The organism is Saccharomonospora sp. (assembly GCF_027317685.1).
Lineage (GTDB): Bacteria > Actinomycetota > Actinomycetes > Mycobacteriales > Pseudonocardiaceae > Saccharomonospora.
In genome coordinates, this window is sequence record NZ_DAHVQP010000064.1 from 20,783 (window position 1) to 45,910 (window position 25,128).

General features: G+C 68.2%; 22 protein-coding genes. 12 read left to right on the forward strand and 10 right to left on the reverse strand.

What is annotated here, in order from left to right:
• The first annotated feature begins 381 nt into the window (after positions 1-381).
• Both M7H19_RS07730 and M7H19_RS07735 read left to right on the forward strand, forming a co-directional pair.
• Positions 382-1,959 carry a hypothetical protein gene (locus M7H19_RS07730; RefSeq protein WP_298178866.1) on the forward strand — a complete coding sequence of 526 codons (1,578 nt, stop codon included), beginning with the start codon at positions 382-384 and terminating at the stop codon, positions 1,957-1,959.
• 35 nt (positions 1,960-1,994) lie between these two features.
• Positions 1,995-3,620, forward strand: coding sequence for an acyl-CoA synthetase (locus M7H19_RS07735; RefSeq protein WP_298178869.1), 1,626 nt, complete (start codon positions 1,995-1,997; stop codon positions 3,618-3,620).
• On the opposite strand, the gene M7H19_RS07740 is transcribed toward M7H19_RS07735, so the two are convergent.
• Positions 3,600-4,637 (reverse strand): MBL fold metallo-hydrolase, encoded by a 1,038-nt coding sequence (locus M7H19_RS07740; protein WP_298178872.1) that lies wholly within the window; start codon positions 4,635-4,637, stop codon positions 3,600-3,602. The two genes, M7H19_RS07735 and M7H19_RS07740, sit on opposite strands and share 21 nt — an antisense overlap.
• Before the next feature lie 84 nt (positions 4,638-4,721).
• Positions 4,722-5,555, reverse strand: a complete 834-nt coding sequence (locus tag M7H19_RS07745) for a nitrilase-related carbon-nitrogen hydrolase (RefSeq protein ID WP_298178985.1) — start codon at positions 5,553-5,555, stop codon at positions 4,722-4,724.
• Positions 5,556-5,722: 167 nt separating this feature from the next.
• Between M7H19_RS07745 and M7H19_RS07750 the strand changes: the two genes are divergently transcribed.
• The 4 genes from M7H19_RS07750 to M7H19_RS07765 all read left to right on the forward strand — a co-directional run bounded on the left by M7H19_RS07750 (position 5,723) and on the right by M7H19_RS07765 (position 10,337).
• Complete coding sequence (locus M7H19_RS07750) at positions 5,723-6,775, forward strand: methionine synthase (RefSeq protein WP_298178875.1); 1,053 nt, start codon at positions 5,723-5,725, stop codon at positions 6,773-6,775.
• Positions 6,776-6,777: 2 nt separating this feature from the next.
• Complete coding sequence (locus M7H19_RS07755; protein WP_298178877.1) at positions 6,778-7,515, forward strand: hypothetical protein; 738 nt, start codon at positions 6,778-6,780, stop codon at positions 7,513-7,515.
• A gap of 10 nt (positions 7,516-7,525) precedes the next feature.
• Positions 7,526-9,700, forward strand: a complete 2,175-nt coding sequence (gene ligA, locus M7H19_RS07760; RefSeq protein ID WP_298178879.1) for an NAD-dependent DNA ligase LigA — start codon at positions 7,526-7,528, stop codon at positions 9,698-9,700.
• 136 nt (positions 9,701-9,836) lie between these two features.
• The gene (locus M7H19_RS07765) at positions 9,837-10,337 is read left to right on the forward strand and encodes a GNAT family N-acetyltransferase (RefSeq protein WP_298178881.1); all 501 of its coding nucleotides are present in this window, start codon (positions 9,837-9,839) and stop codon (positions 10,335-10,337) included.
• Between the two features lie 7 nt (positions 10,338-10,344).
• Here M7H19_RS07765 and M7H19_RS07770 read toward each other — a convergent pair whose 3' ends face one another.
• Both M7H19_RS07770 and M7H19_RS07775 read right to left on the reverse strand, forming a co-directional pair.
• Complete coding sequence (locus tag M7H19_RS07770; protein ID WP_298178884.1) at positions 10,345-10,956, reverse strand: hypothetical protein; 612 nt, start codon at positions 10,954-10,956, stop codon at positions 10,345-10,347.
• A 150-nt stretch (positions 10,957-11,106) separates the two neighbouring features.
• Positions 11,107-11,784, reverse strand: a complete 678-nt coding sequence (locus M7H19_RS07775; protein ID WP_298178886.1) for an ACT domain-containing protein — start codon at positions 11,782-11,784, stop codon at positions 11,107-11,109.
• Between the two features lie 212 nt (positions 11,785-11,996).
• Between M7H19_RS07775 and gatC the strand changes: the two genes are divergently transcribed.
• The 4 genes from gatC to M7H19_RS07795 are packed head-to-tail and all read left to right on the forward strand — an operon-like array spanning position 11,997 to position 15,845.
• On the forward strand, positions 11,997-12,296 hold the full coding sequence (gene gatC / locus M7H19_RS07780) for an Asp-tRNA(Asn)/Glu-tRNA(Gln) amidotransferase subunit GatC (protein ID WP_298178889.1): 300 nt from the start codon (positions 11,997-11,999) through the stop codon (positions 12,294-12,296).
• The gene (gene gatA, locus M7H19_RS07785) at positions 12,293-13,798 is read left to right on the forward strand and encodes an Asp-tRNA(Asn)/Glu-tRNA(Gln) amidotransferase subunit GatA (RefSeq protein ID WP_298178892.1); all 1,506 of its coding nucleotides are present in this window, start codon (positions 12,293-12,295) and stop codon (positions 13,796-13,798) included. The genes gatC and gatA overlap by 4 nt, the downstream gene beginning before the upstream one ends.
• Positions 13,795-15,300 (forward strand): Asp-tRNA(Asn)/Glu-tRNA(Gln) amidotransferase subunit GatB, encoded by a 1,506-nt coding sequence (gene gatB / locus M7H19_RS07790; RefSeq protein WP_298178894.1) that lies wholly within the window; start codon positions 13,795-13,797, stop codon positions 15,298-15,300. Before gatA ends, gatB begins: the two co-directional genes overlap by 4 nt.
• A gap of 2 nt (positions 15,301-15,302) precedes the next feature.
• On the forward strand, positions 15,303-15,845 hold the full coding sequence (locus M7H19_RS07795) for a hypothetical protein (protein WP_298178896.1): 543 nt from the start codon (positions 15,303-15,305) through the stop codon (positions 15,843-15,845).
• On the opposite strand, the gene M7H19_RS07800 is transcribed toward M7H19_RS07795, so the two are convergent.
• Positions 15,805-16,953, reverse strand: a complete 1,149-nt coding sequence (locus M7H19_RS07800) for a PQQ-dependent sugar dehydrogenase (protein WP_298178899.1) — start codon at positions 16,951-16,953, stop codon at positions 15,805-15,807. The genes M7H19_RS07795 and M7H19_RS07800 overlap by 41 nt on opposite strands.
• Positions 16,954-17,067: 114 nt before the next feature.
• Here M7H19_RS07800 and M7H19_RS07805 point away from each other — a divergent pair, with 114 nt between their 5' ends.
• The gene (locus M7H19_RS07805; RefSeq protein ID WP_298178900.1) at positions 17,068-17,979 is read left to right on the forward strand and encodes a 2-hydroxyacid dehydrogenase; all 912 of its coding nucleotides are present in this window, start codon (positions 17,068-17,070) and stop codon (positions 17,977-17,979) included.
• A gap of 166 nt (positions 17,980-18,145) precedes the next feature.
• Here the strand turns inward: M7H19_RS07805 and M7H19_RS07810 are convergent, their stop codons facing one another.
• The 5 genes from M7H19_RS07810 to M7H19_RS07830 all read right to left on the reverse strand — a co-directional run bounded on the left by M7H19_RS07810 (position 18,146) and on the right by M7H19_RS07830 (position 24,371).
• Positions 18,146-18,628 carry a hypothetical protein gene (locus M7H19_RS07810; RefSeq protein WP_298178904.1) on the reverse strand — a complete coding sequence of 161 codons (483 nt, stop codon included), beginning with the start codon at positions 18,626-18,628 and terminating at the stop codon, positions 18,146-18,148.
• Between the two features lie 45 nt (positions 18,629-18,673).
• Entirely contained in the window at positions 18,674-19,114 is a 441-nt protein-coding gene (locus M7H19_RS07815; RefSeq protein WP_298178906.1) for a hypothetical protein, read from the reverse strand.
• 94 nt (positions 19,115-19,208) lie between these two features.
• Positions 19,209-19,574: a hypothetical protein gene (locus M7H19_RS07820; RefSeq protein WP_298178908.1), complete on the reverse strand. Its 366-nt coding sequence runs from the start codon at positions 19,572-19,574 to the stop codon at positions 19,209-19,211.
• Positions 19,567-24,018 carry an RHS repeat-associated core domain-containing protein gene (locus M7H19_RS07825; protein WP_298178911.1) on the reverse strand — a complete coding sequence of 1,484 codons (4,452 nt, stop codon included), beginning with the start codon at positions 24,016-24,018 and terminating at the stop codon, positions 19,567-19,569. The genes M7H19_RS07820 and M7H19_RS07825 overlap by 8 nt, the downstream gene beginning before the upstream one ends.
• A complete protein-coding gene (locus tag M7H19_RS07830; protein ID WP_298178913.1) occupies positions 24,018-24,371 on the reverse strand; it encodes a type VII secretion target in 354 nt (117 codons plus the stop codon). The genes M7H19_RS07825 and M7H19_RS07830 overlap by 1 nt, the downstream gene beginning before the upstream one ends.
• Before the next feature lie 109 nt (positions 24,372-24,480).
• On the opposite strand from M7H19_RS07830, the gene M7H19_RS07835 reads away from it, so the two are divergent.
• Positions 24,481-25,119 (forward strand): DoxX family protein, encoded by a 639-nt coding sequence (locus M7H19_RS07835; RefSeq protein WP_298178916.1) that lies wholly within the window; start codon positions 24,481-24,483, stop codon positions 25,117-25,119.
• The last annotated feature ends 9 nt before the right edge of the window (positions 25,120-25,128 follow it).

The window sequence follows — 25,128 nt, forward strand, 5'->3', positions numbered from 1 at the left end:
TTCGCCGCTGGCGTGGGAAACCTCGCACCTCGTCGAGCACCGTTCCCGCGGGCACAGGCCTGACACAGTTCGGGTGGTCTTCGCCACAGGGTGTTGTCGGCGTGGTCACTCCACTCGGAGATCGTGGCGGTCTTCTCATGTTTCACCGGTTCTCGGGTGCGACGATCACCCCCCTCTGTCCCCGTTTGTGTTCCATGTCATGATCGGCTCGACCTTGCCCACCGACCGGAGAACAGCGATGTCATCCGCTTACCGCGACACCGTTTCCGTCGTCGCTTGCCATCCCGGACCGAGGTCGGTCGCCGGTTGAAAGTGGACGTACGTGCACCGCATGGCCACTCACGACGGGGCCACGGCGCCGTCTGATCGGATCTCGTTCTCATGACCTCCACCGAAGTTCGCCGGAACATGTGGTTCCCGCTGGCGGCACTGGGAGTCGTGGTGCTGGGCAGTGTGGTCGCGACACTCGTCGCGCCCGCCATGGTGCCGACCGGCTTGCCCGAGCGGTTCGTGAGCCCGCCGGTGATGGAGCTCAAGGCGGTGTTCGGAATGGACCCGACTCCGTCGGGCTTTCAGTTCCTGTCCACCGACCCGCTCGAAGTCGTGCCCCGGGCCCCCCACGGGTACTGGCTGATCGCGGGTGCCGTCGCCTGGTTCGCGGTCGTCGCTTGGTACGGGTGGCGGGCCCGCCGCGGGAAGTCCCGGGAGTGGCCGTGGTGGAAGCTCGCCGTGCTCGCCGTCGCGGCTCCGCTGGTCTGCCTCGTGGGCTTGGTCTTCGTGGTCGTGGACCTGCCCGGGTTCACCGCCGTCACTTCCGTGCTTGTCCTGGGGCTGCTGGCCGGTGGGTACGCGTGGGTGAGTTCCGGCTGGGGTCGGTGGTTGGGGAGGATGGTCTCGGGTGCTCTCCTCGTGTCCGCCGGACTGCCTTTGGTGTCGTTCGTGTCGCCCGTCGACGCTTCGGTCGTGTTCTTCTGCGGGGCTGCTCTGGTGTGGTTCACACGCAGCGTGCTCGCGGGCGTGTCGGTTGCGAGCGCGGTCGCGGCGCTGGCCTGGTTGCCCGGACCGACGCTTCCTGTTGTGGTCTCCGCCGCCGCTCTGTTGGGCGCGGCGATCGTCTCCCGACATCTCCGCCTATGGCGGGAATTCCGACGCCTCCATGCCTGGCTTCCCCGAAGGAGCACGGCTTCCACGGAAGCGCGCCGGGGTGTGTGGTTTCCGCTGATGGCGCTGGCCGCTTTGATGCTGGGCGCGGTGGTCGAGTTACTCGTCGCGCCCACCCTGGTACCGCCCGCCTTCGGTCCGGTACCGCCCGCCTTCGGCGAGGAGGATGGATACGGATACTTCATGTACGTCGGGGATATGAGTGCCACCGGCATACACGAAGAATCCGGCGTGCAGGTTCTGTCGGCCGCTCAGCACTCGTCGCTCATGCTCGGGACCTCCAACGAGTACTGGTTTTACGCGGCGATCGTCTGCTGGCTCGTGCTGCTGCTCTGGTATCGGCAGAAGAAGCCGTGGTGGCGGGTCGTGGCGGTAGGGCTCGGTGTTCCCCTCGTGTTCGTATTCAGCATCGCGTGCATGGCGATGGCTGTGGAATCCGGCGAGGGCTGGTTCACCGTCCTGGCGTGGTGTCTCGGCCTCACCGTGCTGGCGGGAGGCTGGGCGTACTTGGGACAGGGGCACGGTCGGTGGCTCGCTGCGGTGGTGTTCGCGGCACTGGCGTCGTCGCTCGCGTTGCTCGGGGCCTCGGATGTGTTGCCCTCGGGTGCTGCGCTGCTATTCGTAGGCGGACTCGCTCTCGCTTGGTTCGCCCGCAGCGGGCTGGTGGCCGTGACTACCGTGGTGGCGGTCGCGGCGCTGACCTGGTTGCCCGGGCCGATGCTGCCCGCCGTGGCGGCCTCCTGTGTACTGCTGCTCGCGGCGCTCGCCTCTCGACATCCTCGACTGCTTCGCGTGTAATGGCGACCACATCATGATCGCCTCGGAGGACGCCGATGACCGCTGTCCGTTCCAGCACCGTCGCCGACATCGTGCGCCGCAGCGCCGCACGACACCCACGCCGCATCGCCGTGCGGTTCGGCGATCGGGAGTGGACCTACGGTGAGCTCGACGCCGCCGTGACCCGCGCGGCCGCGCACCTGTTGTCGCTCGGACTGCGACACGGTGACAGGGTGGCCGCCTACGGGAAGAACTCCGACGCCTACCTGCTCGGGTTCCTCGCGTGTGCCCGCGCCGGGTTGGTCCACGTGCCCGTGAACTACAACCTGACCGGTGCCGAACTGGCATACCTGCTGGAGCAGTCCGGTAGTCGCATCGCGCTTTCCGACCCCGGCCTGGCGGACGCCATCGGCGACGCACGAGTGGACCTGGAGCGGGTGGTGGCGTTGCGTGACGCCGACGACAGCCTGCTCGACGCGGCACGCGAGGGCCGCGAAGACGAGGTGTCCGAGCTGGACGTCGAGGTCTCCGACACCGACCTGGCCCAGTTGCTCTACACCTCGGGAACCACGTCGCGGCCCAAGGGCGCGATGATGACGCATCGGGCGCTGGTGCACGAGTACCTGTCCTGCATCGTGGATCTCGACCTGTCGGCCGACGACGCGCCACTGCATGTCATGCCGCTGTACCACAGCGCGCAGATGCACGTGTTCCTTCTGCCCTGGCTGGCTGTGGGCGCCACGAACACGGTGTTGGAGACACCGGACCCGACCGAGGTTCTGCGCAGGCTCGCCGCCGACCGGCATGGCGCGTTCTTCGCGGCGCCGACGCTGTGGGTGGCGTTGGCCAACCACGCCGACTTCGAAAGCTACGACCTGTCGGCGCTGCGCAAGGCGTACTACGGCGCGTCCATCATGCCGGTGCCGGTGCTGAACCGCCTGCGCGAAGCGATGCCGCGGTTGGGTTTCTACAACTGTTTCGGGCAGTCCGAGATCGCACCGCTGGCCGCCGTACTCCGCCCCGAGGAACACGACGAGCGCCCCGATTCGGCGGGCAGACCCGCGTTGTTCGTGGAACTGCGGGTGGTGGATCCCGACGGCAACGATGTGGCACCCGGTGAGCAGGGCGAGGTGGTGTATCGGTCGCCGCAGTTGGCGACGGGGTATTGGAACAAGCCCGAGGAGACCGAGGAGGCGTTCCGCGACGGCTGGTTCCACTCCGGCGATCTGGTGCGGATCGACGCCGAGGGCTACCTCTACGTCGTGGACCGCATCAAGGACGTCATCAACACCGGTGGTGTGCTCGTGGCTTCGCGAGAGGTCGAAGACGCCCTCTACACGCATCCCAAGGTGGCGGAGGTGGCGGTGGTGGGTCTGCCCGACGACAAGTGGATCGAAGCCGTCACCGCCGTCGTCGTTCCCAAGGGCCCCGAAGGCGACGTCGACGACGTCGACGCCGACGAGTTGATCGACCACGCCAGGAAGTCGCTGTCGAGCTTCAAGGTGCCAAAGGCCGTGCACTTCGTCGACGAGCTGCCGCGCAATGCGTCCGGAAAGATCCTCAAGCGGCGACTGAGGGAACGATTCGCTCCCGCCGGGCGGCCGTCCGAGGGGCGCTCAGAGGACTCAGAGGACTCAGAAGGTTCAGAGGGTTCAGAGGGCTCAGAGGGCGTAGTGACGTAGACCGTCTTCGTCGGTGGCGGTCACCGCTTCCCGAGTCACGAGCAGATCCAGGTGCGTGGCGACCTCCAGGACCGCCAGCGCCTGGTTGAAGGGGTCCAATTCGGTCAGAGTCCGTGCGCGGCGGGTCCAGGTGAGTCGCAGCGCGACCTCGTACGCTGTGTGCGCACCGTCGGCCACGGTCGCCGCGATCTCGTCGAGCCTCCGGTCGTGGTGGCGCAGCAGCTCGTCCACTCTGGCGTGCACGCTGGGGGAGACGGGACCGTGTGCGGGGAGCATGCGGGCGTCCGGCATCGAGCGGACCAGCCGCAACGAGTCGAGAAAGTCCCGCAGGGGCAGCTCGACGGGCGCCGCGTGCAAGCCCACGGACGGGGTGATGTGCGGCAGCACGTGGTCACCGGTGAACAGCAGGCCCGCTTCGGCGTCGGCGAACACGACGTGTCCCGCCGTGTGCCCGGGGGTGTGGACCACGTCGAGGTGTCGACCGCCCGGCACGGCGCGTTGTCCGGGGGCCAACCACTCGTCGGGCTCCTCCCACGGATCCCGCTCCGAGTTTGACGGTGCGGACCCGAACGCCTCGATCAGCGCCTCGAGCACGGGTCGGCCGCCCGCCCTGCTCAGCAGCGGCAGTTGGTCGGCCATCGGCACCCGGCCCGGCTCGGTCAGGGCGGTCAGCGTCGCGTTCTCCCGCTCGCCCAGCGCGATCGGCGTGCCGTGTTTCCGACGCACAGCCACCGCCAACGTGTAGTGGTCCTGATGGACGTGCGTGACGAGGAACTCTCGGACATCGCCCAGTCCCGCGCCGAGGCCGGCCAACGCGGCTTCCAGCTGGGCGTGGGCCTCGGGTCGGTCCCAGCCCGAGTCGACCAGCACCAGCGAGTCACCGTCGGTCAGCGCGTAGACGTTGACCGCTTTCAGGCCGTCGTTCGGCATCGGCAGCGGGATGCGGTAGACGCCGGGGACCACCTGGTAGATCCCCGGCTCGGTCCAGGGCCGAACACCTTCCTCGAGCGGTTGCATGCGGTGATGAGACCAGGTTCCCGCTGTGAACAGGAGGTCGGTGAGAGCTACCTCACTGAGCGCTTGCTCATCCTTTGTCGGCCGTCAGTCGTCGCCGCTCTCGTTGATCAGCCGTTCCAGCTCGCGCCGCAACAGACCCATCCGCGCGTCGGCCAGCAACGGGATCTCGCGACGCCGCTTGCGCACCGTGTCGAGGTCCACGTCGACCACCGTGAGCGACTCCTCCCAATCGGGGGCGGAGGCGACCACGGACCCCCACGGGTCGAGCACCCGAGAGCCGCCCCAGAAACGGACCCCGGCCTCGTGGCCCACCCTGTTGACGAACACCACCCAGCACTGCTGCATGCGCGCGGTGAACGTGAGCAGGTCGTGCCAGTACTCGGCCGGTTCGAACGAACCGCCGGTCGGCTTCGCCGCGCTGTTGGCCGGGACGATGAGCAGCTCCGCGCCGTCCTGGGCGGCCAGCCACGGCAACATCGGCTGCCAGGCGTCGTTGCAGACCAGCGTGGCGAACCTGCCGTGCCGGGTGTCGAACGCTCGCATGTGCTGCCCGGGATTGGCGTGCTTGCGTTCCTCCCAGACGAGGTAGTTCGGCAGGTACAGCTTGCGATGGTTGTGCACGAGTTCGCCGCCGGACAGGTACAGGGCCGAGTTGTGCCTGCGGATACGGCCGTCCTCCAGCAGCCCGATCACCACGTCCGGACCGTGCCGCGACAAGGTGGCAAGACGTGGATCGTCCGGCCACAACGAGATGTCGTCGGCGAGTTGCCCCAACGCGTAGCCGGTGAGACTCAACTCCGGGAACACGACCAGGTCGGCCTTCTGTTCGGCCGCCTCCTTGACGATGCGTTCGGCGTCGGCCAGGTTGCCCTCCACGTCGCCGAGTCGGCAGTCGGTCTGCGCCAGCGCCACTCTCACGTGACTCACCTCCCCTGCTTCCTTTCGCACAGCGCGTTTTTGTGCGAAGCACCGTGGACACTTCGAAGGTACGGCACACCGACCCGCCGCGGCGACCGGCGATTCGGGTGGTGAACCGGGTGGACCCGCCACTGCCCGGGCGGGTGGGCGGCGGCACAATCGAGAGCGTGACCAGTGGTGAGACAGACGGGACACGGCTTCCGTGGCCGACAGGCGCGGCCACGGGGATCGGCTCGATGCCGGGCACCGACACGGGAGAGGCTGCCGCTGTCGTGTTCGGTGAACTCCCCGAATTCCCGCACCTTCCCGAACTCCCCGACCGCGGCGTGGGCGCCGACGTGATCGGCCGCACCGCCGCGCTGCTCGTGGATCTCGCCGTGGAGGTCGTGCCGTCGGGTTACCGCGTCACCGCGAAGCCGGGACGTCACCATCGGCGTGCCGTGGACCTGTTGCGCTGGGACGTCGACGCTTTCGGTGAGGAGGCCGAACGAAGCGCTCCCTCGGTGGTGAAGACACAGCTCGCCGGGCCGTGGACCCTGGCGGCCGGTGTCGAACTGGTGCGGGGGCACCGGGTGCTCACCGACCACGGCGCGCTGCGGGACTTCACCGACTCACTGGCCGAAGGTCTGGCCGCCCACGTGGCCGAGCTGGCCGAGCGCACCGGCGCCCGCGTGGTGGTCCAGCTCGACGAACCCACTCTGCCGGACGTGTTGGCCGGGTCGTTGCCCACGCCCTCCGGTTACGGCACCGTGGCCGCGGTGTCCGAGCCGCGGGCACGGGAGATCCTCGCCGGTGTCGTCGATGCCGCCCGTTCCGCCACGGGCTGTCCCGTCGTCGTGCACTGTTGTGCCCACCGCCCTCCCGTCGGGCTCCTGCGGTCGGCGGGCGCCGACGCCATCTCGTTCGACGCGACCCTGCTCGACGGTGCCCCGGGCAAGCTGCTCGACGAGATCGGCGAGGCCTACGACGCCGAGGTCACGTTCCTGCTGGGGCTCGTCCCCGGCCACGCCCCCGCCGAGCGGCCCGAGTTGAAACGGCTGGCACGTCCGGCGTTCGACCTCGTGGACAGGCTCGGGTTCGCCCGTTCCACCCTCGCCGAACGTGTCGTGCCCACTCCCGCGTGTGGACTCGCCGGCGCCACGGGGGAGTGGTTGCGTAAGGCGCTGTCGCTGACCCGGGATCTCGGCAAAGCGTTCATCGACCCGCCCGAAGACTGGTAGTAGTGGCGAACATGCGACTGTTCCGCCGACGTCCCCGGCAGCGCACAGGAAACGAGTCCGGCACATCCGAGGGGGTGCCCGACTCACCCGACCCGCGCACCCCGTGGCCCGAGCAACCCGTGCCGTCCGACCCGGAGACCGCGGCCGCCGAATTCTGGCGCCACTGGCAGGACGTGCTGCCCGATGTCAGCTCCGCGCTCGGTGAAGGCAATCCACAGGCGGCCGAGACACTGTTGTGCGACGCGGTGGCGCGCGTGCACCCGAACCTCCAGTTCTCCCTCGAACGTGGTCGGCGCGCCCTCTACGCGCTCGTGATCAGTGGGCAGGAGGACCCCGCGCTGCGTCCCTACACCGACGCGTGGAAGGCCGCCGCGCCGCCCGACGACGCGATCTGGGAGTACCACGACTCCGTTCCCCCCGTACCCGATCCGGCGGGGGTCACCGTGAACCTGGGGACACGTCGGCTGAACTTCGCCGACGTGCGCGTGGTCGCCCAGGTGGACGAGGACGAGGGTGTCGTCGACGTGGCCGTGTATCACCCCGAGTTCCCCGACCTCGCCGAGTCCGAGCGCACCGCCCTGACGTTCCTGCCGCTCGACGCCACCCTGGGTGAGCGGCTCGCGGGTGAGCGGCTGCGGCGCGTGGAGACGGCGACCGTCGAGCCACAGGGCACCATCAGCCTCGGTGAACTCCGCGACCTGGTGCGCGGTCTGACCGGCGATGTCGGTGGGGCTGACTAGGCTGCTCGTCGTGAGCAGCGAGGACCTGACGGCGAGCGAAGAACTGGCCTCGGTCGCCGAGAGCGACCGAGAGGCGACGGCGGAGGCCGCACACGTCGAGGACATCCAGGACGTTCCCGCGGAAGTGCGGGAACGGCACGGTGCGCTGGTCGAGGAGATCCGCGGGCACCAGTTCCGTTACTACGTGCTGGACGCCCCCACGATCTCCGACGGCGAGTTCGACCGGTTGGTGCGCGAGCTGGAGCGGCTGGAGGCCGAACACCCCGCGCTCGTTGCGCCCGACTCACCCACCCAGAGCGTCGGCGGCACGTTCTCCACGGAGTTCAACGCACACGACCACCTGGAGCGCATGTTCAGCCTCGACAACGTCTTCGACCTCGACGAGTTGAGGACGTGGATCGATCGGGTCGAGCGGGAGATCGGCGGCAGCACGCGGTATCTGTGCGAGCTGAAGGTCGACGGGCTCGCGGTCAACCTGCTGTACGAGAACGGCAGACTCACCCGCGCCCTCACCCGGGGCGACGGCAGGACGGGCGAGGACGTCACCCTCAACGTGCGCACGGTGCAGGACGTGCCCGAGCGGCTGACGGCGACCGACCGCTTCCCCGTGCCGGAGGTGGTCGAGGTGCGCGGCGAGGTGTATTTCCGGGTGGAGGAGTTCGCCGACCTCAACGCCGCGCTCGTGGAGGCAGGCAAGGCCCCGTTCGCCAACCCGCGTAACGCCGCCGCCGGGTCGTTGCGGCAGAAGGACCCCAAGGTCACGCGCAGTCGGCCGTTGCGGTTGGTCTGTCACGGGCTGGGCAAGCGCGTCGGCTTCGAACCCGCGCGGCAGTCCGAGTCGTACGAGGCGCTCGCGGCGTGGGGACTGCCCGTCTCGCCGTACAGCAAGGTGATCGATTCCACCGAGCGGCTGATCGAGTTCATCCGCTACTGGGACGAGCACCGACACGATGCGAGCTACGAGATCGACGGCGTCGTCGTCAAGGTCGACGACGTGTCGTTGCAACGCAGGCTCGGCACTACGTCCCGCGCGCCCCGGTGGTCGGTCGCCTACAAGTACCCGCCGGAGGAGGCCAACACGACACTGCTCGACATCCGGGTGAATGTCGGCCGCACCGGACGTGTCACGCCGTACGCGGTCATGGAGCCGGTGAAGGTCGCCGGGTCCACGGTGGCGATGGCGACCCTGCACAACGCCGAGGAGGTGAAACGCAAAGGCGTGCTCATCGGTGACCGGGTGGTGATCCGCAAGGCCGGGGACGTGATCCCCGAGGTGCTCGGTCCGGTCGTGGACGTGCGCACCGGGTCCGAACGCGAGTTCGTGATGCCCACCCACTGCCCGGAGTGCGGTACGCGGCTGGCGTACGAGAAGGAGGGCGACGTCGACATCCGTTGCCCGAACGCGCGGTCGTGTCCCGCGCAGTTGCGGGAGCGGTTGTTCCATCTCGCCGGACGCGGCGCTTTCGACATCGAGGTCCTCGGTTACGAAGCGGCGGGCGCCCTGCTGCAGTCCGGTGTGATCACCGATGAGGGCGATGTGTTCGACCTCGACGAGGAAAAGCTTCTGCGGGTCGACTTCTTCGTCACCAAGTCGGGACAGTTGTCCGCCAACGGTCGGCGCCTGTTGGACAACCTCGCCACCGCCAAGGACCGTCCGCTGTGGAAGGTGTTGGTGGGCTTGTCGATCCGGCACGTCGGCCCCACGGCCGCGCAGGCGCTCGCGCGCGAGTTCGGTTCCATCGACGCGATCGATGCGGCCGACGAGGAACGGCTGGCCGAGGTCGACGGTGTCGGACCCACCATCGCCAAGGCCGTTCGCGAGTGGTTCGCGGTCGATTGGCACCGCGAGGTTGTGGAGAAGTGGCGTCGTGCGGGAGTGCGCATGGAGGCCGAGCGCGACACGTCGATCCCTCGGAATCTGGAGGGGCTTTCCATCGTGGTCACCGGTACGCTGCGCGAGTTCTCCCGGGACGAGGCCAAGGAAGCCATCATGGCGCGCGGCGGCAAGGCGGCCGGTTCGGTGTCCAAGAAGACGGCGTTCGTGGTGGTGGGCGATGCGCCCGGCTCGAAGTACGACAAGGCCGTGCAGTTGAAGGTCCCCGTGCTCGACGAGGAAGGTTTCCGGGTGCTGCTGGAGCGCGGCCCGGAGGCCGCCGCGGAGGTGGCCGAGAAAACCGACGACTGACATCGTGTCCGCAGCCTGTGTCGTCGTGTCCGCACTTTGTGCACGTGTGTTCGCAGCCGGCGTACACCCATGCCCTTAGCGGTGACCGAGATGTCCGAGGAAACCAAGAAGCCCGAGGACGAGGGAGGACGACATCGTGAGTGATATCCAGGTGCGCGCGGCTCGTCCCGAGGAACTTCCCGAGGTGGGGGAGCTGACGGTGGCCGCGTATCGGGCGAGCGGTCACCTCGATCACGAGGACGGCCGACGGTACTCGCGATCACTTCGGGACACGGCACGCCGGGCCGAGCACGCGGAACTCCTCGTCGCCGTGGACGGGGAGGGTTCCCTGTTGGGTACGGCCACCCTGGCCGAGCCCGGATCCGCGTTGGTGGAGATGTGCGAGGACGGCGAGGCCGAGTTACGAATGGTGGCGGTGGCGCCGCATGCACGACGACGGGGCGTGGGGGAGGCGCTGACCAGAGCGGCGCTCGACCTCGCCCACGAACGCGGCGCGTCGCGCATGGTGTTGTGCAGCCTCACCAGCATGACGACGGCGCACCGGCTCTACGAACGGCTCGGGTTCACCCGCGCGCCCTCTCGTGACTGGCACACCGATTCGGGCCTTTTGTTGATGGCGTACGTCAAGGATCTGTGACGGCGGGTCAGCCGCGAGTGTCTTTGCGTAGCAGTACGACGATGACCAGGACGATCATCGCTATCCCCAGACCGGCCACCGCCGTTCCGCCCGCCCCCAGGTGATCGACCACCCACGCGAGTACTTTGCGGCTTCCTGATTCGGGGTTCGCCAGGACGATGGTGGCGAACACCACCGCCGCGGCGCTCATCCCGGCCAACACCCATCGGCCCCGCCGACCGTCGAGGTCCGCCCGGTGCACGATCACGCGGCCCGCACGCAGAATCCTTCGCACACTTAAGATGCGGAACGCCCCGAGTGCCAGCAGAAGCCGCAACACCTGTGTCGGGCCGACGACGAACACCACCGCGGGCACGGTGATCGCCACGATCAGTAGTTGGGCCCGATAGCGCTGCACGAACAGTCGCACGCTGCCGCTGAACCACAGCAGCGTGGCGGACTCGCTCACCAGCACGGCGAGGGACAGCCAGTTGAGTACTTTGCCGATCACGCCGGTGAGGCCGGGTGTGGTGGCGAGGAAGACGGCGGGTACGGACACGAGCGCGGCGGCCAGCACGGGAACGGCCAGGAACTGTTGAACCTGGCGGGCGCGGTCGTCGCACGGGTCGGTACGGAGCATCAGCGCATGACGGTACGCGGCGTTCGTTCGGTTCTTTCCCGTCGGACCGGTATGTCTCAAGTCGGGGACACGACTACACAGGCTGCGGACACGGCTACGAGAGCTGCGGACACGACTACACAGGCTGCGGACACGGCGTGGCCGAGGTGGTCAGTCCCGTAGGACCACCGCCACGATGCCCGCGAGATGAGCCAGTCGGGCGACCTCGGCGGCACGGAACATCGGACCTCCCGGCCTGCCCACGAGCAGCGCCCGTTCGGGCCTGCCCACGGGCGTGGCGGCGAGTTCGGTGCCGAGCTCGCGCCACATCTTCGGCACCCAGGGCGCCTCGGAGTCCAGCACCGTGGCGTGCTCCAACGGCAGCCACGGCAGCTCACCCAACGGTGCCTCGGGTGCGGCGGTGGAGGACGCCAGGCGGGTGATGCCGTTGCCGCCTTTGTCGCCGTTGTCACCGTCGCCGGCCTGTACGACGATCGACCACCCGGCTCGTACGATCCGGGGGACACCGTCGGCCAGCAGCTCCAACCCGGACGAGGGCTGGGAGGCGATCGCCTCGACGAGTTCGAGTTCCCGGTGTGTGTCGAGGACACCCGCGTACGGCCGCACAGCGTCGACTTCGACCCCGTCGACGCTCTCGGCGGCGGTGATGAGCGTGTCGGGCAATCGACCGGCGGGAAGCTCGACCACGAAATCGTCGATCGCGACACCGTTGCCGCGTTCGACGACGTTGACACTGAGAATGTCGGCTCCCGCCATGCCCAGGGCGCTGGCCACGGCGCCGAGAGTGCCGGGACTGTCCGGGAGTTGGACCCGGATCAGGAAAGACAACGTAAACCCCTTTCCTCGGCCAGCGTCCTCACCTCTCATGCTTGCGCGTTCACCGACCGATGATTGTGACAGTTCGGACTCTTGTGTGGGTAGTCGCCATCGGGCTGGACCCGAGACGAGCGAACGGCTCCGCAGGCCATAGACTGCCTTGGGTAACACCCGAATCGGCAACGTCTGAGTTGAGAATCGAGAACACCCCGGGAGTCGCCCGCGTGTCGAAAATTTCCCGCGACGAGGTCGCGCATTTGGCCAAGCTGGCGAGAATGGCCGTCACCGAGGAAGAACTGGATGTCTTCGCCGGTCGGCTCGACCAGATTCTGGACGCGGTGGCGAAGGTCGGTGAGGTCGCGTCCGACGACATTCCGCCCATGACGCACGCTGTTCCGTTGACCAACACTTTCCGTGACGACGAGGTGCGGCCGGGGCTGAGCCAGCAGGAAGCGCTGTCGGGTGCTCCGGCTGTGGAGGACGGCAGGTTCCGGGTGCCGCGCATTCTTGGGGAAGAGCAGTGACCGATCTGACGAGGCTGTCCGCCGCCGAGCTGGCGGAGAAGATCCATTCGCGTGAGGTGTCCGCCGAGGAGGTGACCACGGCGCATCTCGACCGGATCGCCGAGGTGGACTCCGATGTCCACGCGTTCCTGCACGTCGACGCCGAGGGCGCGCTCGCTGCGGCGCGGGCTGTGGACGTCGGCCTGGCCGCCGGTGAGCGGCCCGACTCGTCGTTGGCGGGTGTGCCGCTGGCGTTGAAGGACGCCTTCACCACGCGTGACATGCCGACGACCTGCGGTTCGCGGACGTTGGAGAACTGGGTTCCCCCGTACGACGCGACGGTGACGCGCAAGCTGCGCGAGGCGGGTGTGCCGATTCTCGGCAAGACCAACATGGACGAGTTCGCCATGGGGTCGTCCACCGAGAACTCGGCGTTCGGCCCGACTCGTAACCCGTGGGATCGCGAGCGGATCCCCGGCGGTTCGGGTGGTGGGTCGGCCGCGTCGCTCGCCGCGTTCGAGGCGCCGTTGGCCATCGGCACGGACACGGGTGGTTCCATCCGCCAGCCCGCTTCCGTCACCGGCACGGTCGGGGTCAAGCCGACGTACGGCGGGGTGTCGCGCTACGGAATGGTGGCGTTCTCGTCGTCGTTGGATCAGGGCGGCCCGTGTGCGCGCACGGTGCTCGACGCGGCTCTGCTGCACGAGGTCATCGCGGGTCACGACCCGCTCGACTCCACCTCGATCGACGCGCCGGTTCCCTCGGTGGTGCAGGCGGCCAGGGAAGGCGGCAACGGCGACCTGTCGGGTGTGAAGGTCGGTGTGGTGCGTGAGCTGTCCGGCGAGGGCTACCAGGCCGGTGTGCTGGCGTCGTTCGAGGCGGCCGTGGCGCAGTTGCGGGAGCTGGGCGCGGAGGTCGTCGAGGTCTCGTGCCCGAACTTCTCCTACAGCCTGCCCGCGTACTACCTGATTGCCCCGAGCGAGTGCTCGTCGAACCTCGCCCGGTTCGACGCCATGCGGTACGGGTTGCGGGTGGCCGACGACGGCGAGCGCAGTGCCGAAGAGGTCATGTCGGCTTCGCGCGAGGCCGGGTTCGGTCCCGAGGTCAAGCTCCGCATCATGCTGGGCACGTACGCGTTGTCGGCGGGCTACTACGACGCTTACTACGGCTCGGCGCAGAAGGTGCGCACGCTGGTCGCGCGCGACTTCACGGCCGCTTTCGAGCAGGTCGACGTGCTGGTCTCGCAGACGACCCCCAGCACCGCGTTCCGTCTGGGGGAGCGCACGGACGATCCGCTGGCGATGTATCTGGCCGATCTGTGCACCATCCCGGCGAACCTCGCGGGTAACGCGGCGATGAGCGTGCCCAGCGGCCTGTCCGACGACGGTCTGCCGGTCGGGTTGCAGATCATGGCGCCGGCTCTGGCCGACGAGCGCCTGTACCGCGTCGGCGCGGCCTACGAGGTGGCCCGCGGGTCGGTGCTGGACAAGATGCCTGAGCTGAAGGGAGCGGCGGCGAAGTGACGACTGTTGCCGACCTGATGGACTATGCCGAGGTCGTCGAGTCCTACGACCCGGTGCTCGGGCTCGAGGTGCACGTCGAGCTCAACACGAAGACCAAGATGTTCTGCGGCTGCCCGAACGAGTTCGGCGGCGAGCCGAACACGCACGTGTGCCCCACGTGCCTCGGGCTTCCCGGTGGGCTGCCCGTGGTCAACGGCAAGGCGGTCGAGTCGGCCATCCGGATCGGGTTGGCGCTGAACTGCGAGATCGCCGAGTGGTGCCGGTTCGCCCGGAAGAACTACTTCTATCCGGACATGCCGAAGAACTTCCAGACCTCGCAGCACGACGAGCCGATCGCGTTCGACGGCTACCTCGACGTGGTGCTCGACGACGGCGAGGTCGTGCGTGTGGGCATCGAGCGGGCCCACATGGAGGAGGACACCGGCAAGTCGCTGCACGTCGGAGGCGCGACGGGCCGCATCCACGGTGCCGAGCATTCGCTGCTGGACTACAACCGCGCGGGCGTGCCGCTCATCGAGATCGTCACCAAGCCCATCGAGGGCATGGGGGAGCGGGCGCCGGAGGTCGCGCGGGCGTATGTGGCGGCGTTGCGTGACCTGCTGCGCGCCATGGACGTCTCCGACGTGCGCATGGACCAGGGTTCGCTGCGGTGTGACGCCAACGTGTCGCTGAAGCCGAAGGGCGCGACCGAGTTCGGGACCCGCACCGAGACGAAGAACGTCAACTCGTTGCGTAGCGTCGAGCGGGCCGTGCGGTACGAGATGATGCGGCAGGCGGGCGTGTTGGCCGCGGGTGGCACCGTGACGCAGGAGACCCGCCACTTCCAGGAGGCTGACGGCACTACCTCGTCCGGCCGCCGTAAGGAGGCCGCGGAGGACTACCGCTACTTCCCCGAACCGGACCTGGTGCCCGTCGCGCCGTCGCGCGAATGGGTGGAGGAGCTGCGCAAGACGCTGCCCGAACTGCCGTGGGAGCGCCGCAAGCGCATCCAGAAGGAGTGGAACCTCACCGACGAGGAACTGCGCGACCTGTTCAACACCGGTGCCGTCGATCTCGTGGCGGCGACGGTGGAGGCCGGAGCCAAGCCGGGCGAGGCCCGCAGCTGGTGGGTGCAGTACCTGACCCAGCAGGCCAACCTCCGCGAGGTGGAACTCGGCGAACTGCCGATCACCCCCGTGCAGGTGGCGCGTGTGATCGAGCTCGTCAACTCCGGTGAGTTGACCAACAAGCTCGCGCGTGAAGTCGTGCAGGGCGTGCTGGACGGCGAGGGCGAACCCGACGAGGTCGTGGAGCAGCGCGGTCTCAAGGTGGTCTCTGACGACTCGGCGCTCATCGCCGCCGTCGACGAGGCTCTCGCCGCTCAGCCGGACGTGGCCGACAAGATCCGCGGCGGCAAGGTGCAAGCCGCAGGTGCCATCGTCGGCGCGGTGATGAAGGCGACGAAAGGCCAGGCCGACGCCAAGCGCGTCCGGGAGCTGGTCCTGGAAAGGGTCGGCGCCTGACCGTGTCGACGCGCGACCACCAGAAGTCGGGATGGTCGCCCGCTCGGGTGTCATGGCGGGAGTGGCTCGGCCTCGGTGCCGGGCTGCTCGCCGTCGTGTCGCTTTTCCTGCCGTGGACGCAGCTGAGTTCCGCCAACCCCGAGGTGAGTGCCGCGCTGGCGGAGCTGCCCACCGAGGACGTCTCCCGTTCGGTGTGGAAGGCGACGTTCTTCGGCTGGTTGGCGCCGCTGTTGGTGACCGTGTCCGGGATCGGCGTCGTGGTGTTCGGGCAGCGGCCCACGCTACGGGCGAGTGGTCTGCCGCAACTGTGGTTGATCGCCGCCGGGGTGGCCGCCTGCGCGACGGTGTTGGCCTGGGTGTTCGTCGACTGGCAGTTCGGTGCGGAGCAGCGTGCGTTCCTCGACGTGAGCGGGGTGACCTTCGAGGCCGCGATCGGTCGGTATCTCGGTGCCCTGGCGGTGCTGGCGTCGCTCGTGGGCGCTTTGTTCGACGTGCGTGCGGCCGTCAGTCGCGACCGGAACCGGAAGCGGGCTGGCGGACGATGAGCACCACGCGGTCGTCGCTGGACACCGGCTCCCCACCGACCTTGTTGACCGTGCCCGCGATGGCGACGTCCTGCGTCACCTGATCGAGGCTGCCGATGCGGCCGTAGCTGGTGCCGTTCTCACCGTCCAGCGTGATCTGGGGTTCGCCCCCGACCGAGCCGTCCTCGGTGAGCGGCAGGTTCTGGACGTTGCCCGCTTCTTCCGTGGACACGGCGAGCGTGTCGGTCCAGTCCGAGCAGCCACTGACCCCCGGCTGGTCCTTCCACGTCCATACCGGTGTGGTCAGTTCGGCGCCGGATTCGAGGCGATGCACCGCGTCTTCTCGCTCGGCCTGGTCGGTGACCCACAGCCGGGAGCCGTCCGCGGCGCGGCACATCCCTCCGGGGGCGTGCAAGCCGCTGGCGTACACGGCCGAACCGGCCTTCGGGTTGTCCTCGGCGGGCTTTCCCGAGGGGTCGATGCGCAGGACTTTGCCCGCCAGCGACTCGCTGTCGGCCGCGGCGCCGGAGTCACCGGCGTCTCCGGTGGCGACCAGCAGGGAACCGTCCTCGTCGGCCAACAGGGCGCCCCTATTGTTGTCGGCCCCTTTCGGGATGCCGGTGAGCACGGGCTTGGCTGGCTGCCCTTCGGCGAACCGCACGACCCGGTTGTCGGTGGCGGTCGTGATGTAGGCGAAGACGAGACCGTCCTCGGCGTAGGTGGGGGAGAGGGCGAGCCCGGTCAGTCCGCCGTCTCCGGTGGCCTCGACGTCGAGGGTGGCGAACTCGCGGGGCTCTCCGTCGGTTCCGACGAGGAACACCCGGCCGCTGCGTCGTTCACCGGCGAGCGCGGTGATGCTGGAGCCGTCCGAGGGCAGCGCCGCCACGGCCGACACGGTGTCGAGACAGGTGGCGATGACCGCCTTGTCGTAGTCGGTGCAGCCGTCGGGCGGTGGCAAAGGGGTCGTCGACGTGGACGGGTCGTCGGGCGTGGGGGGCGAATCCGCCTCCGGAAGTTGTGGTTGAGGCCCGGCCTCGGCCGTCAGTTCGGGCGCGGCGCGCCAGTCGGTGGCGGCGGTCGAATCGTCGAATTCGGCACATCCCGCAAGTCCCAGCGCGGCACAGGCCATGACGGCTACTGGCCACGAGCGTCTCGGAGCTGCGCTGCGCACAGTTGCTCAGCCTAGGGTGTCGTACGTGAACCTCCGGTAAGCGGGGCGGGAGAAATCGGCCACTATGGATGTGTGACGATCACTGTTCTCGTTCCGGACGACGACGGCATGACCGCGTTGTCGGAGGTGGCCGGGGTACGCCCGGTGCGATACGGCCTCACCGAGCCGCTGCCCGCGGAGGCCGCCGAGGCAGAGGTGCTGATCCCCGGTGCCCGAGCCGCTGATGTGCTCCCCTTGCTCGACGCGATGCCCAGGCTGCGCTTGATCCAGTTGTTGTCGGCCGGAGCGGAGGACTGGTCGGAGGCCCTTCCGGAGGGTGTGTTGTTGTCCACCTGTCGTGGCGCACACGGCGGCAGTACGGCCGAGTGGGTGATGGCGGTGTTGCTGTCGTGGTGTCGGCGACTGCCGGAGTTCGCCGAAGCGCAGAGGGCGCGGCGGTGGTCCCGGCTCACCGCGGACACGCTCCAGGGCAAACGGGTCCTCGTCGTGGGCGCGGGCGATGTCGGCAACCAGCTGCGGTGCAGGCTGGAGCCGTTCGACGCGTGGGTGACGATGGTGGGAATGTCGGCCCGCGGCGAGGTCTACAGCGTGGAGGACCTGCCTGAGTTGTTGCCCGACACCGACATCGTGGTGCTGCTGGTGCCGCTGACGTCGCGGACACGGGGACTGGTCGACGCGGAGTTCCTCGGAGCCCTGCCCGACGGGGCCTTACTGGTGAACGCTTCTCGGGGAGCGGTGGTGGACACCGCCGCGTTGCTGGCCGAATTGGAGTCGGGACGGCTGAAGGCGGCATTGGACGTCACGGACCCCGAGCCGCTGCCGGACGACCATCCGCTGTGGGAACTGCCGAACGTGGTCATCACCCCGCACGTCGGTGGCGCGGTGGTCGATGCGCGCCGACGTTCCTATGTGGTCGCGGCGGCGGAGATCGAACGGTACGTGTTGGGCGAGTTGCCGAACAACCTCGTCCGGGGCGAGTACTGAGCAACGTCGATTCGAAGTGACGCCCCGACCTCGGCGCTTGCGGTACTGTGCGGTGGGAAGCGATCCGCGCGGCAGGACACTCGTCGCCCCGGGCACTGACAAGCCGCCCCGGCTCGACCTCGACTGCGGCGGAGAAGTCGCCGTGGCCGTGCGGATCGCCCGATCGTCAGCGCAGCACCGGCCCGTCGAAGTAGTCGTCGTCGTCCGGGTCGCCACCCTCACGGGTGGGCCTGGGAGTCGAGTCGGACTCGGACGTGATCGCCGACGGCGGGCCGCCTGGTTCGATGATGTCGTCGAGAGCGTGACCCTCCTGGATCATCACGTACGCCTGGCGCATGCCCTCGACGCCGCCTTCCAGCGCCTTGCGGACCTGCGGATCGTCGAGGAAACGGCCGGCGGCGATGTCGTTCCAGGACAGATCGCCCTTGTCGATCCGGGCCTGGAGCTCACGCAGCTCCTTGGGAGCGTCCTTGCTGCGGGCGTGTTCGGAGATCTGCTCGATGTCCTGCTGAGACAGCCCGCTCTTCGGGATCTTGGTTTCCAGCTGTTTGGCCTTGCTGATACTGCGGTCGAGTCCGAGTTCCGCTTGTTCGAGCTGCGCCATCGCCGCGGCGATCTGCGGATTCCGGGAAAGATCGGGACCGGTCATGATGAACCCCTAACGAGTCGAAGTCGACACCGGGACGAGTGAGCGTCAGGGTCGACTGCTTGACGTGACGATCCAGTTCTCGCCTTCTTCTTCGAACACGCCGACCACCGCCGAGCCGGTGGGACAGACGGCGACGAATTCCAGTGAGCCGAATTCCGCCCACAGCGCGCGGAGGAACCCGCCGTGTACCGCGGTGCGGACCCGGGCCCACGGCAACCTGAACGCGCCCGGGCAGGTGGGGCTGAGGTAGAAGGCGTCGTCGTCGGTGAGCACGCCGACGTCACGGGCGATGTCCCACCAGATTCGCTCGGTCCTTGCCACGCTGTCCGCCGTCTCGTGATCGACTCGGACGTCCGGTCGGACATCCAGGTGTATGACCGAACGGGTGGCGTTTTCCGGCGTCACGCCCGCGACCTCCCACGCCTCGCCGAGCAGAGTCATGCCCGCCGTCTTGAACAGCTCGGCCCGTTCGGTCCGAGAGATCATCGCGATCGCTTCGTGCACCGGGTGCTGGACAGGCGGTCCGCTGAGCTTGCGCGGCGAGGCCGCGCAGGATGCGCGCGCCGCGTGCCTAGTCGCGTCATGCTTGCTCGTCCTCGATCAGTACCTCGGTGATGACGGCGTGGGCGACCTGCTTCGGCCCCTCCAGGATGACCAGCTCAGCGCCTTCGTGGAGGTACGGCCGAGCCAGGTCGGGGGCGAGGAAGCCGACCTTGGCGACCTCGGTGGTCTGCGGCGTCGAATCGACCCGTTGCAACAGAACGCTGACGGTTCTGGGGTCGGTGGCGGGCCAACCCGGCTCCGATTCGACCGCATCGCCGGTCCGAAACGTCGTCGTCGACGCATAGACCGGGGCCGACGGAGGACCGGAACGCCGCCCGCCCTGCTCGGGGGAAAGCCATGTCACGGTGGCGAGGGCGAGCGGGTTCTCGATGTTTTCAAGCATGTCCGCCTTTACCTTCCCAGATTCTGATTCCATCGCTTTGCTGGTTGATCTGCTCGAGCTGATCGGCGTCGGCGTACACGGCGGGCCCGATGCCGTCCAGGTTGTCGCCCGGGTGACGGTGCAGGTCGTCGACCACGGACGGCGGGACGTTGGTCTCCATCGTCACACCGTCGCCCTGGTTGAGCACTTCCCCCCACCGGTCGGCGTGTTCACCGTTGAGCGCGAACCACTTGCCTTCCGAACTACCGCCTCCGGATTCGAAGCGGCCGGTTTCGGCGATCGCGTCGAACTCTCTGCCGTCGACATTGCGGTAGAGGGTCACCGCGTCGTCACCACAACTCATGAGCCCGAGCGGATCGAGCCACCGCAGCGGGTTCACCACATATGCGTAGTGATTCGGGGAAGGTTTGAGCCCGAGCGGGTCCGGGGAGACGTAGCGTCCGGTGTCCGGGTCGTAGTAGCGGTGGTAGTTGTAGTGGAGCCCGGTCTCCGGATCGCTGTACTGGCCGGGGAAACGCCACGGCGTCGACGCGGTGCCGTGGTGCTTGATGACCGTTTTCCCCCAGAGCGTGGTGCGGCTGCGCCACGCGAGGTTGCCGGAGCCGTCCAGCAGCTCCGTCGACGTGCCGATGCCGTCGGTGATCACCGCGTGGAAGTCGCCGCCGACCCACTGTTGTTGCGAGGGGGACAACCGGCGCCGGATCTGGGTGAGGGGCCGGAACCGGCGAGGATGCCATTCCCACGTCGTCGCGTCGACGCCCGCGAGTATCTGCTCTGCGAGCCGCACGCCGTCCCAGACGAACTCCGTGCGCTCCACGACGGTGGAGCCGTCGGGGGTGAGCTTGTGCTTGGCGACGCGCCTGCCGAGAGCGTCGTAGAGGTAGCGCCAGCGAGAGCCGTCCGGTGTGACGACCTCCTCCAGACGGTCCTCGGCGTTCCAGCTGTAGCGCCACCGAAGCGCCGTACCACCCGCTTCGTGCCGCACCTTGGCGATGACGCGGCCCTGCTGGTCGTAGGTGTATCGGACGTTGCCCGCGGCGGTCAGCCTGGTGCCGTCGTAGGCATACGAGTGTTGGCCGTGACCGCCCGGGGTGTGCCAGCTCGCGTCCCGGATGTTGCCCGCGCTGTCGTAGGAATACCGTTCCTGCCCGTCCGGGCCGGTCACCTGCCTCACGCGCCCGGTCCTGTCGAGCTGAAGCCGGACCGTGCCGGTGGATTTGTCGTCCACGGCCTGCGGGGAGCCGTCCGGCCCGTAGCGGTACAACCGTTGCTGCAGCAACCGGTAGCGCGGGGGCACTGTCGGTGCTCCGTCGGCGATCGAGATCGATTGGTCGATCAGGCGGCCGTTGCGATCCCATTGCTGTGCGATCGTGGCGCCGTTGTCGAGTCGGCGTTCGATCTCACGGCCCGCCCCGTCGAAACCGAAGGTGATCACCCGGTCCGCCATCCGGAGTTCCCGAGGACACCCTCGGGCGTCGTAGGACCACGTGCTCTCGATTTCGGCCGGCGTGCGGCGGTGGACCCGCCTTCCCAGCGCGTCGTAACGAGACGTCACCGTGCGGCCGTTGATCTGCTCGCTGAGTACTCGACCACGCGCGTCTCGTTGGTAGCGCACGGTGGCGTCGGGACTGGTCGCGGACAGCATCCTGCCCATCGGGTCGTACTCGAAGGTCGACACCCTGTCCTGGGCGCGCCGTTCGACGACCCGGCCGGAGGCGTCCCTGCGGAACGTGGTCGTCTCTCCCGCGCCGTTGACCCTGCTCGTCAACTGCCCGGTTTCGTCGTAGGAGTAGCGGATCTCCCGGCCGTCGTAGTCGATCTCGCGCACCACGTTGCCCGCGGCGTCCCGTTCGTAGCGCCACGTCTGGCCGTGTGCGTTGGTGACCGCGATCAGGCGGAGCAACGGATCGTAGGTGTAGGTGAGGGTGTTGCCGTCCGGGTCGGTGACGGAGGCGGGGAGGTCGAACTGGGTGTAGCTGGTCCGCCTCGTCAGGCCCGAGGGGTCCACGTGCGCGATCTCGTTGCCTTCACCGTCGTATTCCCAGCGGTCGGTGGCGCCGTCCGGCTGGGTCCGCCACGCCCGTTTGCCTTCGACGGTCCAGCCGAACCGCGTGATGGCACCCACTTCGTCGATGATCGCTGTGATGCGTCCGAAGTGGTCCCGTTCGAAGCGACGTGTCGCCCCCGAGGGGTCTGTCACCGTGAGCGGCAATCCGGCGGGGTTGTAGTCGATACGGCGGGTCTGGCCGAGCGCGTCGGTGACGGCGGTCGCGTTGCCCCGCTCGTCGTAGGAGTAGCGGGTCGTCGCACCGGTCGGGTCCGTGAGCGATACCCGGTTTCCGCGGTCGTCGTAGGACTGTCGCCACAACGCACCGTCGGGGTCGACCACGACGGTGGGCAGTCCCAGCTCGTTGTACTCGGCGCGCGACTGTGTCCCGTCCGGTCCGCTGACGCTGGTGAGGTTGCCGTCGTCGTAGGTGTAGCTGACGGTGCGGCCCAGCGGATCGGTGCGGGAGACCAGTCTGTTGTGTTCGTCCCACTCACTGGTCGTGGTGTGTCCGAGCGGGTCGGTCTCGGCGATGACGTTGCCCTTGGCGTCGAGCTGGTAAACGGTGCTGTGGCCGAGAGCGTCGGTGAACCGGGTGATCCGGTTATCGGTGTCGTAGGCGAACGTGCCGCTGAGGTACTTGCTCGAACTGTGGTTGGCGACGCAACGGCCGGCGTCGTCGTAGAAGTAGTGGTACCAGTGTCCGTTTCGATCGGTCCAACGGACGAGCCGGGACTGGTCGTCGTAGGAGAACCGCAAAGACCGTCCGGACGAGTTGACCACTTCGGTCAACAGGCCGGCATCGTCGTAGCGGTAGCGGACCAGACAGGTCGTGGCCGCTGCCTCGGCCCTGTGGCGAAGCCGCAGTTCGGTGATGCGGTCTCGCTCGGTGTCGACCTCGATGTGGTAACCGCCGCTGTGCCGGACGGCGGTGACACAGCCGATGGCATTGCGATCGAGGTCGAAGCGGTTGCCGTTCCGATCGGTGACAGCGGTCAACCGGCGAACGGGATTGTCTCCCGCCGCGAAATGCAGTATCTGACCGGACGTGCGGTCGGTGACGCACCAGCCATCGGTCGTGGCGGCCAAGGGCCACCGCGGGCCGGTGACGGGAAGTACTTCGCCGTCTTCGGGGACCTCGGGATAGACCAGGATCATGCCGTCGTCGGCGACGAAAACGACGCCGTCGTCGTCGAACTCCAGCCGTTGATCGAACGTCGACGCCCAGGAACGGCCGTAGAAGCGACCCGCACGGTAGGACGACACATGCGTGCGTTTGATCACCAGCGGCAAGGCACCGGGGAGTTCGACATCGGTCTGGCTCAGCACGACCTCACCGGAGGACACGTCCACGGGATCGTTCTCGCAGACCCGGTTCTGTTCCGGTGTGCGGGTGGTCTCCGGATCCTGTGGCCGTGCTGGGCTCTCGCCGTCGCCACCGGAGTTCTGCAGCGCGTTACTTCTGCCGGGTCGGTTTCCGTTGCCGGTGCCGGACGTGGAGGTGTCGGTGTTGCTGCTGCTGGAGGTGGTGTTCTGTTCCCGCGCGCTGGCGCGTTCGTCGGCGAGCCCACGTGCGTTCTCCGACGCGCTGGAGGTCGAGGTGCGGAGATCGCCGGCCGCGCTGGACGCCTGTGTCGCGCCGTCCTTGACCTGGCTCGCGCCGTCCTTGATCTGGGTGACGCCTTCGTGCACGTCGGTTGCGACGTTCATCACGTCGCTGATGCTGTCCGCACTGCCCAACTGTGACAGTGCGGTGCCCGTCGCCACGATGCCTTTGATGACCTCACTAGCGCCCTCGATCATGGACTTGATGCCCTCGATCAAGTCCATGATGGCGTTGTAGATCTGGATGCCGTCGAAGACGAGTTTGACCGCCCGGCCCCAGCCGACCACCGGGATCGGCAGCATCGCCGCCGCCTCGATCAGCTTGTTGACCAGCTTCTCGATCAGTTTCAGTGCCTGATCGCAGGCGCGTTTGGAACCGTCGGCCACCTTGCTCAGCGCTACGCCGATCAACCTCGCGGCCTGGGCGTCGGCCTCCAGCCCCACGGTCCAGGTGACACTGATCAGATTGGAGAAACTCTCCGCGGCCGGGCCCGACCAGGACGGTTGCAACTCCTCCGCCCCGGCGTTGATGTTCTTGCGTACCGCCTGCAGCGCTTTACGTACGTTGTCCCACTGCGCCGCGGCGAGACCGATCTTCTCGAAGTCGCCGGTGATCGGCGTGATGATCGAGGACACGAGGTCCTGGCCCACGACCTTCTGCCACACCCAGTTGACGGCCTGCACCTGGATTCCGGCGTCGTTGATCGCGTCCTCGACCGAACCGCCTGACGGCTTGGGTTCTTCGCCGAGCAGATCCAGCGGCTTCTCGACTTCGCTGTACGCCGCCGTCATCAGGCGCTCCCCACGGTCACGTCACCGGCGCCGTCGACCAGGCTGCCCAGCCGGTCCATCTCGGCCTTCGACGCCTCGTCGCGGGCTTCGTAGGTGTCGGCCGCGGTGAGAAGGTTGTCGCGGACCTCGCCCATCTTGCCGCTGGCGAAGTCCAGTGTGTCGGCGTACAGGCCGACCACACCGGTCACCACGGGCGCGAGCAGGGCCAGCAGTCCGGTGTAGCCGCTGGTGTCGCCGCCCTTCTCAGTGGCATGGCGGCCGATGGCCGCGAGATGGTCCGCCTGCTGGCCCAGCAGGTCCGCGCAGCCTCGCAGCTCCGCGGGCTCGACATGATGTCCGCCGCCGTTCGGCATGGTGCATCCCCCAGTCGGTCGACGAGCTTTCAGATGTGACGCGCTGACCGCGGCTTCGGTTCCCGTTTCGGGAAGATCGAAATCGGTGATTACTCTACGCTGACTGCGCATGACGGTTCACAGCGCGCACCACGCGAACGACGGTTCCGACGGCCCTACAGCGGCTTTCCTCGCCGACACGTCGGGCACCGGCGGCTCCACCGCCGCGGAGCCGTTCGGCGCCCGCACGGGCTCAGACGGCGACCGCCCGGCCGAACAGTTGCACGGCGGGATCGACTTCGGTCTGTTCGTGCTCCGGATCTCGCTCGGCGGGTTGATGATCGCTCACGGGCTGCAGAAGTTCGGCCTGTTCGACGGACCCGGTACCGATGGGTTCGCGCAGGCGCTCACGTCGATGGGCTTCACCGGCCCCACCACGTTGTTGGCATGGGTGACCGCGCTGGCGGAGGTCGGTGGCGGCGCGCTGCTGGTACTCGGTTTCTTCACGCCTCTCGGCGCCGCCGCCGTGCTCGGCGTGATGGCCAACGCGGTCTACGGCAAGCTCGACAGCGGGTTCTTCGCCGCTACGGGCGGTTTCGAGTTCGACCTGCTCATTGCGTTCACCGCGTTCGCGTTGCTGTTCACGGGGGCGGGTCGGATCGCGATCGACAAGAACACACCGTGGCGCCGCAGGCCGTGGCCGTTCGGCCTGGCGGCGTTGGTGTTGGCGGCGGCCACTTCGGCCGCCGCCATCCTGTTGTTCCGTTGACCGGTGGGG